This window comes from Hydrogenobaculum acidophilum (assembly GCF_054656715.1).
This window is the reverse complement of the sequence record NZ_BAAHXP010000012.1, coordinates 1-16,291: the sequence shown is the minus strand read 5'-3', so window position 1 is coordinate 16,291 and position 16,291 is coordinate 1. Positions and strand designations below refer to the sequence as shown.

The 16,291-nt window shown below is 33.7% G+C and carries 14 protein-coding genes; 4 read left to right on the top strand and 10 right to left on the bottom strand.

Features of this window, described 5'->3' with window-relative positions; genetic code table 11:
- The 10 genes from ACYQZV_RS06765 to ACYQZV_RS06720 form a co-directional block, all read right to left on the bottom strand.
- The gene (locus ACYQZV_RS06765) at positions 1-2,496 is read right to left on the bottom strand and encodes a FlgK family flagellar hook-associated protein (protein ID WP_459894236.1); all 2,496 of its coding nucleotides are present in this window, start codon (positions 2,494-2,496) and stop codon (positions 1-3) included.
- A 2-nt stretch (positions 2,497-2,498) separates the two neighbouring features.
- The gene (locus ACYQZV_RS06760; RefSeq protein WP_459894235.1) at positions 2,499-2,771 is read right to left on the bottom strand and encodes a hypothetical protein; all 273 of its coding nucleotides are present in this window, start codon (positions 2,769-2,771) and stop codon (positions 2,499-2,501) included.
- Positions 2,768-3,739: a DNA polymerase III subunit delta gene (gene holA, locus ACYQZV_RS06755; protein ID WP_459894233.1), complete on the bottom strand. Its 972-nt coding sequence runs from the start codon at positions 3,737-3,739 to the stop codon at positions 2,768-2,770. The genes ACYQZV_RS06760 and holA overlap by 4 nt, the downstream gene beginning before the upstream one ends.
- A complete protein-coding gene (accD, locus tag ACYQZV_RS06750; RefSeq protein ID WP_459894231.1) occupies positions 3,732-4,556 on the bottom strand; it encodes an acetyl-CoA carboxylase, carboxyltransferase subunit beta in 825 nt (274 codons plus the stop codon). Before accD ends, holA begins: the two co-directional genes overlap by 8 nt.
- A gap of 1 nt (position 4,557) precedes the next feature.
- Positions 4,558-5,388 (bottom strand): pantoate--beta-alanine ligase, encoded by an 831-nt coding sequence (gene panC, locus ACYQZV_RS06745; protein ID WP_459894229.1) that lies wholly within the window; start codon positions 5,386-5,388, stop codon positions 4,558-4,560.
- A 20-nt stretch (positions 5,389-5,408) separates the two neighbouring features.
- Positions 5,409-6,827, bottom strand: coding sequence for an undecaprenyl-phosphate galactose phosphotransferase WbaP (wbaP, locus tag ACYQZV_RS06740; RefSeq protein WP_459894227.1), 1,419 nt, complete (start codon positions 6,825-6,827; stop codon positions 5,409-5,411).
- The gene (locus tag ACYQZV_RS06735; protein WP_459894225.1) at positions 6,827-8,341 is read right to left on the bottom strand and encodes a YifB family Mg chelatase-like AAA ATPase; all 1,515 of its coding nucleotides are present in this window, start codon (positions 8,339-8,341) and stop codon (positions 6,827-6,829) included. Before ACYQZV_RS06735 ends, wbaP begins: the two co-directional genes overlap by 1 nt.
- Positions 8,331-9,674: a mannose-1-phosphate guanylyltransferase/mannose-6-phosphate isomerase gene (locus ACYQZV_RS06730; RefSeq protein ID WP_459894223.1), complete on the bottom strand. Its 1,344-nt coding sequence runs from the start codon at positions 9,672-9,674 to the stop codon at positions 8,331-8,333. Before ACYQZV_RS06730 ends, ACYQZV_RS06735 begins: the two co-directional genes overlap by 11 nt.
- 1 nt (position 9,675) lies before the next feature.
- Positions 9,676-10,746, bottom strand: a complete 1,071-nt coding sequence (locus ACYQZV_RS06725; protein WP_459894222.1) for a bis-aminopropyl spermidine synthase family protein — start codon at positions 10,744-10,746, stop codon at positions 9,676-9,678.
- A 68-nt stretch (positions 10,747-10,814) separates the two neighbouring features.
- The gene (locus ACYQZV_RS06720) at positions 10,815-11,573 is read right to left on the bottom strand and encodes a class I SAM-dependent methyltransferase (protein ID WP_459894221.1); all 759 of its coding nucleotides are present in this window, start codon (positions 11,571-11,573) and stop codon (positions 10,815-10,817) included.
- Between the two features lie 77 nt (positions 11,574-11,650).
- Here ACYQZV_RS06720 and uvrB point away from each other — a divergent pair, with 77 nt between their 5' ends.
- The 4 genes from uvrB to ACYQZV_RS06700 all read left to right on the top strand — a co-directional run.
- Positions 11,651-13,636 (top strand): excinuclease ABC subunit UvrB, encoded by a 1,986-nt coding sequence (gene uvrB / locus ACYQZV_RS06715; protein WP_459894220.1) that lies wholly within the window; start codon positions 11,651-11,653, stop codon positions 13,634-13,636.
- A 9-nt stretch (positions 13,637-13,645) separates the two neighbouring features.
- Positions 13,646-14,149 carry a KdsC family phosphatase gene (locus tag ACYQZV_RS06710; RefSeq protein WP_459894218.1) on the top strand — a complete coding sequence of 168 codons (504 nt, stop codon included), beginning with the start codon at positions 13,646-13,648 and terminating at the stop codon, positions 14,147-14,149.
- A 48-nt stretch (positions 14,150-14,197) separates the two neighbouring features.
- Positions 14,198-15,199: a hydroxyacid dehydrogenase gene (locus ACYQZV_RS06705; RefSeq protein WP_459894217.1), complete on the top strand. Its 1,002-nt coding sequence runs from the start codon at positions 14,198-14,200 to the stop codon at positions 15,197-15,199.
- Positions 15,200-15,243: 44 nt separating this feature from the next.
- A partial coding sequence (locus ACYQZV_RS06700; RefSeq protein ID WP_459894215.1) for an MlaD family protein occupies positions 15,244-16,291 on the top strand: 1,048 nt, incomplete at its 3' end.

The following is a 16,291-nucleotide window of genomic DNA, read 5'->3' as shown; positions in this document are numbered from 1 at the left end:
TTATCCTCCATTTACCATATTGAGAGTGGTTTGCATTAGGTTGTTCAATATTCCTACTATGCTTGCAGAGGCTTGATAGTCTTGTTGCAGATTTTGTAGTGTGATGTATTGTTGGTCTAGAGATACTCCTTGAACTTGTTCTACTTGAGAGCTTATCGAATTTACCAAAGAACTCATGCTGCTATAACTTGTTTGTAAAATGTTCACAGTAGATGCAACAGAACCTATAAGTGTTTTATATAAACTCTTTGAAGACGCCCACCAGCTGTTGGAGTAATAAGAAAAGTTGGAAGCCGAGCTTGGATCCACGTTTTGTAATATTGCGCCAAGACTTGGGTTTATAGATATGCTAGAGGCATCTATGCCTTCAAAAACCATTTCGCTTTTATATATATTGCCACCACCCATTAGAAAGTTTGAAGATGAATCTGTTACGGTATAGTTTGACGGGTTTGAGGAGCTTATAGCAAGAGAATAAGTCCCATCTGGATTTGATACAACGCTAGCGCTGAAAAGGCCTATAAGAGCTGGGTTTGAGTCTATTAAAGATGTCAAAGAATTTAGAGAGTATTGTCCATAGTTTGTTATAGAGTATATAGCAACATTTCCATTGTAAAATGTGAGCGTAGCGTTTTGTCCTATTCCATAAGAAGACAGCGATACCGTGTTGCTTATAATATTTTTGCTAAATGTGTAAGTGTTGTAAGAATCTGCTATGCCGTATTTTGATTGATTTAAAGATGCTATATGTAAAGAGTATAAGCCTGTAAAGCTACTTCCACTATCCACTATATTGTATTGGTTTGGATTTTTTATTTGGATTCTAAGATGGTATAACCCATCTTGCTCTTTCACGATACTAGCGCTAAATAACGTTGCAGATGGTATTTGTGATAGTTCATTTGCTATTTGAACTAAGCTTTGATTTGTATATGTAATGCTAAAAAGTGGTGTTGTATTGTTTCTAAATGTCAATACCCCTGTCTGTGATATGGTATCTGTGGAAGATGAAAGACCTATAGGCATGTCTATAAATGGTGATGAGACTATATTGGCGTAGTATTTACCTTGAAGATTTGGGTTGTTGTTTATAGCGTTTACAATCTGATCTAAAGACATATCGGTATAGTTTAGCTGAGCATAAGTCCCAGAACTAGAATTATCAGTGAAAGATAGTACACCAGCAGGTCCACTACCACTTGTAAAAACTATATTTGACGAAGAATCTACTATATTGTAAACCCCTGTGAAAGAACCAGTGGTATTGCTGTAATTAGGTACAATTTGCAAATAATAGTTCCCGGAAGGGTCTAAAGATATGTTGGCATTAAACATGCCGCTTGCATCTATTGAGTTTGATAGTTGTACTAAATTTAGTGAACCATAATTTGCTATTGTGTAGCTTGGGGTGGTACCACTGTAAAGGGTTAGGCTTCCGTTGGATACTCCTAGTGATGAAAGTGTTGCTGCGGTAGAAGAAACATGGTTTGGCGGTAAACTCCAAACCTCTCCTTGATTTCCTATGGGAGAATCTGTACTTGTGAGGTTTTGCACTAGATAATAGTTAGACCCACTTTGTACTGGTATTTTTGTATTCATTATAGCGTTGGCTGCTACGTTATCTTGTTCAACTTTATATGTATTAACATCATATGAAAAATCTATCATTGCTTTTAGTTCGCCACCTTGCACATAATTTGTAATATTTATAGCTTGATTGTTGTTGTTCAACCACTCTATTGTTTGGTATGGTGAATCACCAGAGCTACCTAAGGCAAGTTTCCAATAATTTGTCCCATCTACAAGCGTAAAGCCACCGTTGATTGCGATATGAACTCTTCCAATAGAATCTTCTTGAACGTTTACGCTTATAAGTTTAGATAACTCCGATATATAAGCGTCTCTTTGGTCTAAAAGCTCCTTATAATTATGGGCATTTGAATATGTAAGAGCGTAAGAGGTAGTTATTTGTTGGTTGAGGTTGGCTAAATTTTTTATAAGTGTATTTATTTGATTTAGGTACTGCAAAGAGCTTGTTGGTACTTGGTATGCTAAGTTATTTATAGTGGAAGCGTTTGAATTCAGATTTTGAGCAAAATTGCTTGCAGTAGTAAGGACTTGATTTTGATATCCTATATTTGAAGTATCTGTAAAAAGCTGCGTGAAAGCACTAAAAAAAGCATCATCGTAAGAAGTGGAAGAAGAGTTTGGACCCACTACGTTAAATATGTTTTGCACTTGCTTGTTGTATTGAAGTCTCGTGTTGTAATAGTCTAAGCTAGAACTTTTATTTTGTAAAAGCTGAAAAAAATAAAGGTTTTGAATTCTTTTTATATCCTGTAAACTTACACCTACTGGATATGTATCTTGGATAATAGGTACTTCTTGTGCATAATTTGAGTTGCTAGCGTTTGTTATATTTTGAGAAGTAATATCTATAGCTTGCTTAAATATGTTTAGAGCGTTTGTAACTAAATCGTATGAACCAAACCCCATACTCAAGCCCTCGCTGAAAATCCTTTAGACTTTATATAATTTAAAGTTTCTGATATGAGTCCATTTACTATGTTGTTCAGTTCTAATATAAGAGTAGATATATATATGAGATCGTCCATGTGTTTTAGGGTAGATTCTTCTGATGATTTTTCAATGATGGACACAAGTTCTTGAAGCTTTGATGATATGTTTTGATATTCAAAAGGCCTTTTGAGCGCATCTTTTATCTCTTTTATAAGCGTTTCCATGCTTTTTGTATCGGCATTTACCCTCATATTTTTAGCATTATACCAACATCTATTATAAGCTTCTCTACCACTTCAGCGGGGTCTTGAAAATAGTATTTTATATCCATATCAGCTTTTTGTAAAAGCTTTATAATGTTAAATAACTTATCCTTTCTAATAGTTTTTAATTGTTTTGCCAATATATTTTTTTGGAAAGGATGGTTTATGCCTAAGATTTTGCAGGTTTCATCAAAGCTTTTGTTTATTTTAAAAGCTAAATACATGTTGGTAAATTGTTTTTGTATAAACCCAAGAGTCAAAAGAGGATGTTGGCCAAGCTTGATTGTATCGTAGAATATAGATAAAGCTCTTTTTATATCTTGGTTTATAAGAGCATCCACAATAGAAAAAGCCTCATCTTTTGGTTCTTTTATCATAGCTTTTGACAAGATATCTTTTGTAATAGGCATAGACTTTGCTAAGAGTATAAGTTTATCTGTTTCGTTTTTTAGATTTAAAGAATCTGTTCCTATTGTGTTTATAATGCTATCTATTATATCTTGCTTTAGTTCTATACCTTCTTTTTTAAACTTTTTTTGTATTAGGCTTTTTAGGTAATCTGGTTTTTTTTGTTTGGAAGTTAAGATATTTATATCTCCTAAGATGTTCTTTAAATTCTTTATATCTTTTTCCGACAAATCCTCGTATTCTTCCAATATAAGAATGTTTTTGGTTTTTTTTAGAAAATCAAGGTTTTCTTTCTTTAACTTGCTTAAAAGTTCAGTAAAATTTTTTATAATAACAACAGATTTTTTATTGAATATACTCTTTGAAGAGACTATATTTTTGAAGTTATCATAGTCTAATTCATCTGCCCAATAGGTTTTAGTATCGTATTTCTGTTTTATAAGTTGTTCAAAATATTGAATAAAATACACATCCTTTCCATATAAAATAGTGTGTGTAAGATGCTCAAAAGAGCTATCTTTCTTTATATAATCTAACACATCAAGCATTCTTATAAAATAATAAACTTAAGATATTTTTCAATGTTTGCTTTATTAAATGTCTATGCACTACCAAATCTACCATACCTTTTTTAAGAAGAAACTCTGATGTTTGGAAGTCTTCTGGTAACTGTTGTTTTATAGTCTGCTCTATGACCCTTGCTCCTGCGAAGCCTATTATGGCTTTTGGTTCTGCTATGATAACATCTCCTAAAAAAGCAAAAGAAGCTGATACTCCGCCTGTAGTAGGGTTTGTAAGCACCGTTATAAAGGGTATATAATTTTTATGCATGATGTCTACTGCAATAGAAGTTTTCGCCATTTGCATTAAGGATATTACGCTTTCTTGCATTCTTGCACCGCCTGAGGTTATAATGCTTATATGCGGTTTTTTGTCTTGAACCGCTTTTAAAGAGGCTAGCTTAAACCTTTCACCCACCACAGAACCCATGCTACCGCCTATGAAGCTAAAATCCATAACGCTAAGTATGATAGGATAATCTGATAGCTTTCCATCAAATATTGTAATAGCCTCAGAGGTGTTAGAACTTTCTTTTAACGTTTTTAATCTATCTTTGTATTTTTTTGTATCTTTAAAGGATAAAAAATCTGTAGGTTTTATATATTCAAATAAAACACTGTAGTTGTAATCGAGTATCATGTTAGCCCACGAATAAGGGTTCATCTGATGGTGATGCCCACATTTTGGACATACATAGAAGTTTGTTTCTAACTCTTGGGCTAGAAGTATGTTTTTACACTCATCACACTTTGTCCAAAGGTTTTCTTTTTTTTCTTTTTTTCTAAAAAAATCAAATATACTCATGTCAAATCTCTATGTTGTCTATAAGTCTAGTGTTTCCTATTTTCACAGCTATAAGTATTCTATCATACTTGCTTACCACTTTCTTTTCCTCCAGCGTATCTTTGTCTACTACTTTAATGTAATCTATACTATCCACATCTAAAACCTCTTTAGCTTGTTCTATAATTTTATCTGAATCTTTTACACCGCTTTCAAAGATTTCTTTGGCTTTTAATAAAAATTTGTAGATAGTGCTAGCTCTTTTTCTGTCTTCTTTTCTTAGGTAAGTGTTTCTGGAGCTCATAGCCAAACCATCTTTCTCTCTTTTTGTTGGCACAGGGATTATTTCTACATCAAAGTTTAAATCTTTTACAAGTTTTTCAACAATTTTTAACTGTTGATAGTCTTTTTCACCGAAAAATGCTTTATCTGGATTTACTATGTTAAAAAATTTTGCAACCACTGTACATACGCCGTCAAAGTGCCCTGGTCTAAAGACACCTTCTAATACATTTGCCAAAGGTCCTATGTTTATAGTGGTAGAAAAACCTTCTGGATATATCGTTTCTACTTCTGGTGTAAAAACTATGTCTACTTTTTCTTTTTCTAAAAGCTTCAAATCCCTTTCTAAGTCTCTTGGATATCTGTTGTAATCTTCGCTTGGACCAAATTGTTTTGGATTTACAAATATGCTTACTACTACATTGTCGCATGTTTTTTTGGCAGCCCTTACCAAAGACAAGTGTCCTTCGTGAAGGTATCCCATAGTAGGTACATACCCAATGGTTTTTAGGTTTTGTTTTTGGCTTTTAACAAAATGTTTAATGCAATCTACATCTTTACAAATCTTCATAGTTTCATTATACAATAAACCTAATAAGCTCCTTCTTTTTTGAAAACTACTTTTATAGTTTTAAAGAGTATTATGATGTCAAGCCATAAAGACCAATTTAGTACATACCAAGTATCTAGCTTTAACCTTTCTTCAAAAGAAAGCTCATTCCTACCGCTTACTTGCCACAAACCGGTAATACCAGGCCTGGTTAGTAGTATATAGTCTTTATAATCTCCCATATCTTTTTCTTCGGAAGGCAAATATGGCCTTGGTCCTACTAAACTCATCTCTCCCTTTAATACGTTAAATATCTGTGGAAGCTCGTCTAGAGATGTTTTTCTTAATATTTTACCTATTCTTGTAATTCTTGGATCGTCTTTTTTTAGTTTTTTGAAAGTCTGCCATTCTAAAAGTGCTTCTTTGTTTTGTTGTAAAAATTGCCTTAAGATTTCTTCGTTATTTATATACATAGTCCTAAATTTTATACATTTAAATATCTTACCGTTTTCTCCAAGTCTTTCTTGTACAAAGAAAACTGGTCCTTCACTGTCAAGTTTTATCAGTATTGAAAATGCAGCTATTATAAAAAGTAGTATTGGAAGAAGCAGCGCTGCCACTGTTATATCAAAAATCATTTTTGTAGCTTTATTTATCCTAGATTCCAGATTGTTGGTGATTTTTATCAAGAAAAGCTGTTCTTTGAATAGATGATAAAGCTCGCTATTTAAAAGACCTATACCTTTCAAGTCTGGTACTACAAACACCTGCCTTATATATCTATGTGTTGTATTTACTAGGTGAGATAGCTCTTCGTTGTTTAAAGATGGTATGGATATTATAGCAGCTTCTATATCTTTAAGATTTTTTATATCTTCTTTGGTCCCTATAATGGGTATTTTTATATTGTTTATTTCTATGAATCCTTTTTTAAAATCGTCTAAAAATCCTCTAACATAGTATCCTAGATGCTCGTCTTCTAAAATACCTTTTGCTACGCTTTTGCCAGAAGAACCAGCTCCTATTATAACCACTGGACTTTTCCAGATGTTAATATGGTTTAGTAGTTTTTTACCAAAATACCTTAAAATAGATATTGTAAAAACAGCGTAAAAACAAAGAAGTATCAAAGTAAGCCTAGACATTTCAAGGGACATCTTGCTAAGGGATAATACAGCAAATACAAAGATACCAGACAAGAAAACGGCTTTTAATATTTCTTTTACTTCAAACCAATAAGTATATCTTTTAGTATAAAGCTTTTGATACCATATAAAAAATAAGAATACTATAGGTATCCACCAAAAAGATATAAAATGGAAAAAGCTAAAGTTAAATATGATATTTTTTATAAGGAGTTTTCCTAAAATTTTTCTTGAAATAAAGGCTAAGAAGAGTGAAATGTAAAAGGCTATTAAATCTATGATAATCAGTGAAAATATTCTAATAAAGTTTTTCATTAGAGAATGATACCGCTGGCGTTCGGTCTAAACTGAAGCGCTAAACTTATGTGCTCTGGTTTTATATATGTAGATTCGTTCATATCTGCTATAGTTCTGGATACCTTTAAAAGTCTAGCATAAGACCTCCCTGTAAGGTTTAGGTTTGATATAGCGTTTGATAGAAGTTTTTTAGCATGCTCATCTAGGATACAGAATTTGTCTATTTCTTCTTCTGTCATCTCTGAATTAAATCTTGTTTTTGAGTTCTTAAAGCGCTCTTTTGCTATGTTGAAAGCATTAAACACCATATCTTTTAACTCTTGAGAGGATATAGTCTTTTTTCTTGCAATAAGCTCTTCTTCTTTTAAAGCCTCTACACTAACAAACAAATCTATCCTATCAAGCAAAGGTCCTGAGATTTTAGACTGGTATTGTTTTATTTGATGAGGTGAACATTTGCAAGCTTTTAGATTGCTCTTATAATACCCGCAAGGGCAAGGGTTCATAGCACCTACTAGTAGAAAGGACGCGGGAAATTTAACGCTACCATGAACTCTTGATATATTTACTTCTCTATCTTCTAATGGCTGTCTTAGGGCTTCTAAAGTTTTTATATTAAACTCAGGCATCTCATCTAAAAATAATACGCCCTTATGAGCCAACGATACAGCGCCTGGTTTTGGTATAGTCCCACCGCCTATTAAAGATGCCTCCGAAGCGCTTCTGTGTGGTGCGGCAAAAGGTCTTTGCTTTATAAGGGAATTTTTTAAAAGACCCGCTACGCTATATATTTTTGATACTTCTAAAGACTCTGCATCATCCAAGGGGGGCATAATGCTTGGTAGTCTTTTAGCTAGCATAGATTTTCCGCTACCAGGAGGTCCTATAAAGAGTATGTTATGAAAACCAGCTGCTGCTATAGCACATGCTTTTTTTGCCATATTTTGGCCTATAACATCTATCATATCAAGATACTCTTCTTTAATATTTTGTTCTTGATGCTTTATAGGAGGTAAAACTTTGTCTTTGTTTATAAAGTTGACAAGTTCTTCAATGTCTTTTGGAGAGTATACGCTTATATGTTTTAAAAATGATACTTCTTGAGCGTTTTCTAATGGTACTACTATGTTCTTTATTCCTATTTCTTCAAGAGCCAAAACCATTGGCAATATACCGTTGATTGGTTTTATAACACCTTCTAAAGATAGCTCTCCTAAGAAGGCAAAGTCTTTTATATTGTCTTTTTTGACGACCCCTAGATAGCAAAGTATACCTATGGCTATTGGTAAATCATAAAATGTGCCTTGTTTTCTTATATTAGAAGGTGATAAGTTTACAGTAATTCTTTTTGGTGGAAAACCAAATCCTCTGTTTACAAGGCTTGATCTTACCCTTTCTTTGGATTCTTTTATGGCAACATCTGGAAGACCCACGATGCTAAAGCTAGGTAAACCGTTTGAAATATCTAATTCCACGGTAATTTTTATGCCTTCAATACCAAGTAAACCAGCGCTGTTTATCTCAAAAAACATCTTCTCTTATGGTGTCATCTTCTTCTAAGTATTCGCCGCTTTGGACTTCTAGCATCTCTAAATCTATGATACCTGGATTTTCTATGTAGTGCCAAGTGGACTTTGGTACAAAGAAGCTTTCGTTTTCGTGAAAAAAGTGCTGTTTATCGCCTATTATAACTTTTGCAGTGCCTCTTAATATTATCCAGTGCTCTGTTCTATGATGATGCATCTGCTTTGATATGTGTTTTTTAGGTTTTAACAATAGCTTCCTTATTTTGAAATTTTTGCCTTCTTCTAAAAGCATATAATACCCGTATGGCTTATACGCAATTAAAGATTCTTCCGCTCTTTTATCGTTTTTAGCTTTTAGTATATCTACAAATTTTTTTACATCTTGAGAGTTGTTTTTATCTGCAATCAAAGTGGCATCTTCTGTGTCCACTATTATAAGATTTTGAAGACCTATTGCCCCCACAAGTCTTTTATTTGATATTATAAGGTTGTTGTGTGAGTTTAGCGCTATAGAGTTATCTCCTACTAAGGCGTTGTCGTTTTGATCTTTTTGAAGCTCTTCATATACAGATATCCATGAGCCTACATCAGACCATTTGATGTCTAGTTTTGCACATGCACCTTTTGTTGTATGCTCCATTATCGCATAATCAAAAGAGTTTGCTTTTGCTTTTTGGAAGCTCTCTAAACCGCCTTTTATAGATATCTCGTATAAAGGGGTATCTATTTTTTTAAACTCTTCTATCAAAAGCTCTTTACTAGCAAAAAACATACCGCTATTCCAAAGATACTCTCCAGAATTTATGTATTTTTCTGCTACGTCCTTGCTTGGTTTTTCTACAAATTTATCTATTTTGTATATGTCTTCTGATACGGTATCTCCTATTTTTATGTATCCATATCCTGTTTCTGGATAGGTAGGCTTTATGCCAAAGGTTATTATATAGTTTTTTGTATATGGGTAGGTTTTTCTTACAAAATCTTCAAAACGGTCTTTGTTTTCCAGCTTATGGTCTGATGGTAATATAAGTAGGCTAGTGTTTTCTTCTGCATGATATGTGGCTAATGCTATTGCAGGAGCTGTATTTTTTGGTATCGGTTCTATTATTATGCTAGCCTCTATCCCAATTTCCTCTAAATTATTTTCTGCTATCCAATAATAGTTATCTGAAGTGATTATTATTATATTATTTGTAATATCTTTAATTCTTAAAATAGTCTCTTGAAATAAAGAATATTTTGAGAAAAGCTTCAAAAACTGTTTTGGGTAATTGGAGCGAGAGAGGGGCCATAGCCTTGTGCCAGACCCACCGCAAAGTATAACTGCTGTAATGTCCATATTATGTGGTGGAACCTTCTTCATCTAAGTAAAGATCTTCATCGGATATAATACCGTTCCATCTTGAAAAACCAGGCAACGCCTCTATCCTATACCAAGCGGAACGATACCATATACCATCTGGATCTTTTTTTACAGGTGCTAACTCATATGCTTTTGTTTCTTTGTGATAATCCCATGTGATATAGTTGTTAAAATCTTGTATTATATCTGTTATGGCTACTCCTATTTCTCCGGTTAATATTTTTTGAAACTCTCTCCATCTATATATAGAAGAATCTCTTAGGGTCAATCCGAAATATCCTACTGCACCTTCATCTTTCAAGAGCGAGATACCTCTTTTTATAAAAGCGCTAAAAGCGGCTATTGTTTCTGGTGGATCTGTGATGAACACATCAAATTTACCAAGCATTTCCTCTGGAAGAGGTTTTCTCAAATCCCATACGAAGGCTTTTGCATTTTTTATACCAAGTCTTTCAAATATTTCGTTGTCAAAGTCTATAGAACGCTTGTCTATATCTATTATAGTTACAGAGTTTGCTTTCCTTGATAGAGCTATAGCAAGTCCTGTTAAATCGTCTTCTGCTCCCATGACTACTATGTCTTTACCCTGTAAATCTCCTCTTGAGTCTATAAATAAAACCCTACTAACTGTGGTCTCTGGCGTTACAGAACCTTGGTCGTAATCTTGGATTGCCTTTGGTCTATTTTTGGTCTCTTGTAAAAATGCCCTGTAAAGTTCTATGTCCAGATAGAAAGGTATGCCTCTGCCTTCGCAAGCTTGGCACTTGTATTCTTTTCTTGGGTGTATGTTGTATTCCTTTATAAGGTCATAGCCTTTTTGAGTAAGTATTATATCTTGATTTTGATCTATAAAAACGTAGCCTTCTTCTAAAAGTGTGTTTATGATACCAGCGGCTGCCGGTACTGGTAGGTCGGCGTAGTCTACTATGCTCCAAAAGTTTCCAGCTACCAAAAGCCCAGATAAAACCATTTCTATGTTTTTCTTATATAGCTTAACACCGCCTTTTTCTTTAGCTTTTTCAGCTAGTTCAACAAGTTTGTTACTCAAGACATCACCTCCTTTAATTAGTCTTGATATTATACCATATTTTATGTTTTCATGCTTAAGTATTGCTTTTACGCTTGTTTTATAGCTAATAATTCAACATAATAAGTAGTTATATACTTTTCATTAAAATCATAAAGTTCTTTAAGGTGTTTTGGCATATTTTCTAATATGTCAAAGATGTGTTTTCTATTTTGCTCAGATGTATTCATCCTATCAAACCACTCTGGTAACATATATTTTGTTTTTATGGTTCTTGTGTATTCTATATGAAACCCTTGATTTTCAAGCATACTTTTCCATTCTTCCAAAGAGTAAGATTTTATATGGGAAGGGTCTCTCAACCTTTCTATGTGGTTTATAATACTTTTAGCTTCTTCTAAATTTAATACTGAGCAGTCTAATATGTATAGCTTGCCGCTTTGTTTTAAAACTCTATAAATTTCTTTTAAAGCTTTGTTTATATCGTAAAAATGATGAGGGGCAAACCTACATGTTGCAATATCAAAATATGCATCTTCAAATTTTAAAGAGTGGACATCCATTTTTAAAAGACTTATGTTTTTGGTTTTTCTTTCTTGAATTAATATAGCAGCTTGGTTTAACATATTTTCTACAACATCTATCGCTATAACTTCTTTTACGTAGGTTGATAACGCTATAGCAGTATGTCCGGAGCCAGTTGCTATATCTATGGCTAAATCGGTTTTGTTTGGATTAATGATATTTATCATTCTAGCAAGATCATCTTCGTTAGAAAATACGTTGCTTATTCTATAATGATGTGCGTTTTCACCAAAACTTTTTGCTAAGTTGTCTTTGTCATCCATTTTTATATTATAAGCCAAAAACTATGTTAAAATGTAAATCATTGATATGGTGAAGTTTATATTTATATTCTAAGTTTATGAGCTTTTTTCAGCTAAAAACAAGTTTAAAACCTGCCGGTGATCAGCCTAAAGCTATTGAGGAACTTTTGTCTAACTTTGAGGCTGGTGCTAAAGCACAGGTGTTGCTTGGAGCTACTGGAACTGGCAAAACTTTTACAATAGCAAATGTAATAGCGAATTATAAGAAACCAACCCTTATACTAGCCCATAACAAAACTCTAGCTGCTCAGCTTTATAGAGAGTTTAAAGAGCTTTTCCCAAACAACGCAGTGGAATATTTTATATCATACTATGATTATTATCAGCCAGAGGCTTATATACCAGAAAAAGACCTATATATAGAAAAAGATTCTTCTATAAACGATATATTGGATAAATACCGTCACAGCGCGACAAAGTCTGTTATTGAAAGGGCTGATACCATAGTGGTGGCTTCAGTATCTTGTATATACGGTTTAGGCTCACCAGAACATTATGTTAATATGCGTATTCAGCTTTTAAAAGGACAAAAATTAGACCCACTCAAACTATCACGCCAGCTTGTAGAAATAGGTTATGAAAGAAACGACTTTTCCTTTAAAAGAGGAACCTTTTCCGTAAGGGGTGGAGATTCTATTGAAATAGTGCCTTCTCATGCAGATGACATCGTAATACGCATAGAGTTTTGGGACAACGAGATAGAATCTATCAAAGAACTAGATTTGTTGAATAGACACACCTTAAGAGAAGTAGATTACACAGTTTTATTTCCAGCCACTCACTACGTAGCGCCAAAGCCAGCCCTTATGGAAGCCATAGGAAAAATAGAGCAAGATTTAAGAGAAAGGATAAATTACTTTAAATCCCAAGGAAAGGAAGTTGAAGCTCAAAGGCTATGGCAAAGGACAATGTACGATATAGAGATGATAAAGGAGCTTGGGCATTGCAAGGGTATAGAAAATTACTCTAGGTATTTTGATGGTAGAAAAGAAGGAGAACCCCCTTTTACACTGTTAGATTATATGCCTGAAGATTTTCTTTTAATAGTGGATGAATCACATGTTACTATACCACAGGTTAGAGGCATGTACAACGGCGATATATCAAGAAAACAGAAACTTGTGGATTATGGTTGGAGGCTTCCTGCCGCTTTGGATAATAGACCTCTTAAGTTTGAAGAGTTTTTAAGAAAGATAAACAGAGTGATATTTGTATCAGCAACACCGGGGGAGTGGGAAATTGAGTATTCAAAAGGTGTTATAGTAGAGCAAATAGTAAGACCTACAGGTCTTTTGGACCCTGAGGTAGAAATAAGACCCACCGTAAATCAGTTGGAAGATTTAATAAGAGAGATTTTAAAGGTAAAATCTAGAAATGAAAGAGCCATAGTTTTGACTACCACCAAAAGACTTTCTGAAGATGTGGCAGATTACCTTATAGAGCGCAGAATAAAAGCTAGGTATCTTCATTCTGATTTAGATGCCATAGAAAGAGCAAAAGCTATCAAAGAACTACGAGAAGGCTCTATAGATGTGATAGTTGGTGTAAACCTATTGAGAGAGGGTATAGATATGCCTGAGGTTTCGTTGGTGGCTATATTAGAAGCTGATAAAGAAGGATTTTTAAGAAGTACCACGTCCCTTATTCAAACTATAGGAAGAGTTGCAAGAAATGTAAATGGTAAAGCTATACTTTACGCTGATCGTATTACGGAATCTATGAAAAGAGCTATAGATGAGACCAATAGAAGACGGGAAATTCAAAAGCGCTACAACGAAGAGCATGGCATAACACCAAAGTCTATTGTAAAACCAGTAAAAGAGCTTCTTAGTATAGAAGACCTTGACTATGTAAAAGTGCCAGATGCTATACCAAAAGGCATAAAGACTGAAAAGGATTTGATAGAACGCTTAAACAAATTAGAAAAGATGATGTGGGAAGCATCAAAGAAGTGGGAGTTTGAGAAAGCTGCCAAGATAAGAGACGAGATAAATGAACTAAAAAAGGTTGCTGGTCTTTTTTGAGCTTTTAATATGAAAATCCCAAAACTCTTTTTATCAGACATAGACGGTGTTTTAACAGACGGAAAGCTTTATTATACAAAAAATGGAGAAGAGATAAAAGCCTTCAACGTTATGGATGGGCTTGGCATTAAGCTTCTTCAAAGTGCTGGTATAAAATTTGGTGTTATCTCTGGAAGACACTCTGAGGCACTTTTGAATAGGCTAAAAGAACTTGATATAGAGATAATTTATACTGGAAATCATTACAAGCTTGAGATTTACAACAATATAAAAGCCGATTTATCGTTGACAGATGAAGATATTTGTTATATTGGTGATGATGTGGTTGATATACCGGTTTTAAAACGAGTTGGTTTTAGCTTTGCCCCTTCTAACGCTCATCCTTTTGTAAAAAGCTTTTGTAAGTATATAACAAAAAAACAAGGTGGTGATGGTGCTTTAAGAGAGGCCATAGAGTATGTACTTGATTTGACAGGTCAGTTATCTAATATATTAAAATCCTTTGATTTTTAACAAAAATTTAATATTGTTTGTGTTATACTAGTATAAAAAGGAGGATTTATGAAGATTGCTTTTTGTGAATTAGAGGGCTGGGAAATGCCATACATTGAAAAATTTATAGAAGAAAACGATTTGGAACTTGTTTGTTTTTCAAATGAAACCATAGACAAAGTGGATATTCCAGATGATGTAGAAATTTTAAGCATTTTTATATATTCCAAAATTACCAAAGAGGTAATAGATAAGCTACCTGAATTGAAGCTTATAGTTACTCGCTCCACAGGCTTTGACCATATAGATGTAGCTTACGCTAACTCTAAAAGAATATTGGTTTGCAACGTCCCATCCTATGGTGAGGAAAGCGTTTCTGAATATACTATAATGCTTATGCTAGCTTTGGCGAGAAAACTAAGGGAGACTATAGACAATGTAGAAAAAGGTGTATACAAAACATCCAGCTTAAGAGGTATTGAACTAGCCGGTAAAACCGTCGGAGTAATTGGTACTGGTAGAATAGGTACAAGGACTGCTTTGCTTTCAAAATGTTTTGGTATGAATGTAGTGTGTTACGATGCTAAGCCAAATCAAACTCTTTTGGACGCTGGTGTAAAATATGTTGATTTTGAGGAGCTTTTATCTACATCAGATTTTGTTACTTTGCATGTGCCTTATTTACCATCAACTCATCATCTTATAAATATGGAAAACATTAAGCTCTTCAAACAAGGAAGCTTTATAGTGAATACTTCAAGGGGTAAAGTAGTTGAAACTGAAAGCATAATATACGGTCTAAAGCAAAAAATTTTATCTGGCGCTGCCATAGATACCTTTGAGTCCGAAGAGATAGTAATGGAAGAACACCTTCTGTGGGATGAAAATTTATCGGCAGAAACCCTAAAAAAAGCTTTAGAGATAAGCTATCTTCTTAAACATCCAAATGTCATCATAACTCCTCACAACGCCTACAATACAAAAGAAGGGCTTCAGAGAATATTAAACACTACCCTTGAAAATATAGCTGCTTTTATAAAAAATCAGCCAACCAATGTTGTTAAAGCTTAAATTTTTAAAATGACTAGAGAACCAATTTTTAGTATAATATAGTTGTGAATTCTAAGTATTTTAGGCTTGGCTTATTTCTTCTTGTAAGTGCAATAGCTTTTGCTTTCATGGCAATAAGCTTTAGTGGCATAAGATATTTTTTTGAAAAATCAAATACATACGAAGCTCTACTTGATGATGTGCATGGTCTTAGTGTAGGGGCTGAGGTAAGAGTAAATGGCGTTAAGGCTGGAAGGGTTGAAAAGATAAGTTTTCAAAATGGCAAAGTTTTAGTGGTTTTTTCTATAAAAAAAGATATTCCCATATACAAAGATGCTGAAGTGTCAATAGGTACTCTCGGTCTTATGGGGGATAAATACATATCTGTAGAAGAAGGGCATTCTATATACGGTGAACTTCCGCCAAATAGTATGATAGAAAACATTGGAGTATCTTCGGATACCGAATCCCTTATCAAAAATTTGAACGATACAGCTAAAAACTTTTCTGTAGTAGCTTCAAACTTAGCTAGTATAATATCTCAAAACAGAGACCAAATAGAAGGTATCATACAAAACCTTGATGCTCTTACTAAAAACCTAAATACTATGATAGCTCAAAATCAAGATACGCTAAGGCAAACTATATCAAATTTAGATATGCTCACTTATCAACTTAATCTTACGCTTCCCCAAACTATAGCTGATATAGATAGAACTGCTAAAAACCTAGCCCAAATAACAGGACAAAACAAAGAAGATATAAGAACGCTGGTGGAAAACTTGAAAGCTCTTTCTTCTACACTAAAAGAGCAAACCCCAGTTTTAATGGCTAATTTAAATACACTTTCTCAAAATCTAAATACACTTGTGGTTGAAAATCAAAATGGCATTCACTCTTCTGTAGAGAATTTTGCTGAGCTTTCTAAAAGCCTAAAACAAAGCTCTGATGAATTAAATCAAATACTTGCCAAGATAAATACAGGTCAAGGTACTCTTGGTAAGCTTGTTAACGATAAAAGCTTATATACCAATGCCAACAATGCTCTTTCTACGTTTTCACATTTAGGAAAGATTGTAAATAGATCTAATTTATACATAGGGGGTAGGTTTG

Bases quoted from the DNA above. Each gene is read 5' to 3' on its own strand.
- ACYQZV_RS06765 (WP_459894236.1), bottom strand. From the start codon at position 2,496: ATGGGGTTTGGTTCATACGATTTAGTTACAAACGCTCTAAACATATTT.
- ACYQZV_RS06760 (WP_459894235.1), bottom strand. From the start codon at position 2,771: ATGAGGGTAAATGCCGATACAAAAAGCATGGAAACGCTTATAAAAGAG.
- holA (WP_459894233.1), bottom strand. From the start codon at position 3,739: ATGCTTGATGTGTTAGATTATATAAAGAAAGATAGCTCTTTTGAGCAT.
- accD (WP_459894231.1), bottom strand. From the start codon at position 4,556: ATGAGTATATTTGATTTTTTTAGAAAAAAAGAAAAAAAAGAAAACCTT.
- panC (WP_459894229.1), bottom strand. From the start codon at position 5,388: ATGAAGATTTGTAAAGATGTAGATTGCATTAAACATTTTGTTAAAAGC.
- wbaP (WP_459894227.1), bottom strand. From the start codon at position 6,827: ATGAAAAACTTTATTAGAATATTTTCACTGATTATCATAGATTTAATA.
- ACYQZV_RS06735 (WP_459894225.1), bottom strand. From the start codon at position 8,341: ATGTTTTTTGAGATAAACAGCGCTGGTTTACTTGGTATTGAAGGCATA.
- ACYQZV_RS06730 (WP_459894223.1), bottom strand. From the start codon at position 9,674: ATGGACATTACAGCAGTTATACTTTGCGGTGGGTCTGGCACAAGGCTA.
- ACYQZV_RS06720 (WP_459894221.1), bottom strand. From the start codon at position 11,573: ATGGATGACAAAGACAACTTAGCAAAAAGTTTTGGTGAAAACGCACAT.
- uvrB (WP_459894220.1), top strand. From the start codon at position 11,651: ATGAGCTTTTTTCAGCTAAAAACAAGTTTAAAACCTGCCGGTGATCAG.
- ACYQZV_RS06710 (WP_459894218.1), top strand. From the start codon at position 13,646: ATGAAAATCCCAAAACTCTTTTTATCAGACATAGACGGTGTTTTAACA.
- ACYQZV_RS06705 (WP_459894217.1), top strand. From the start codon at position 14,198: ATGAAGATTGCTTTTTGTGAATTAGAGGGCTGGGAAATGCCATACATT.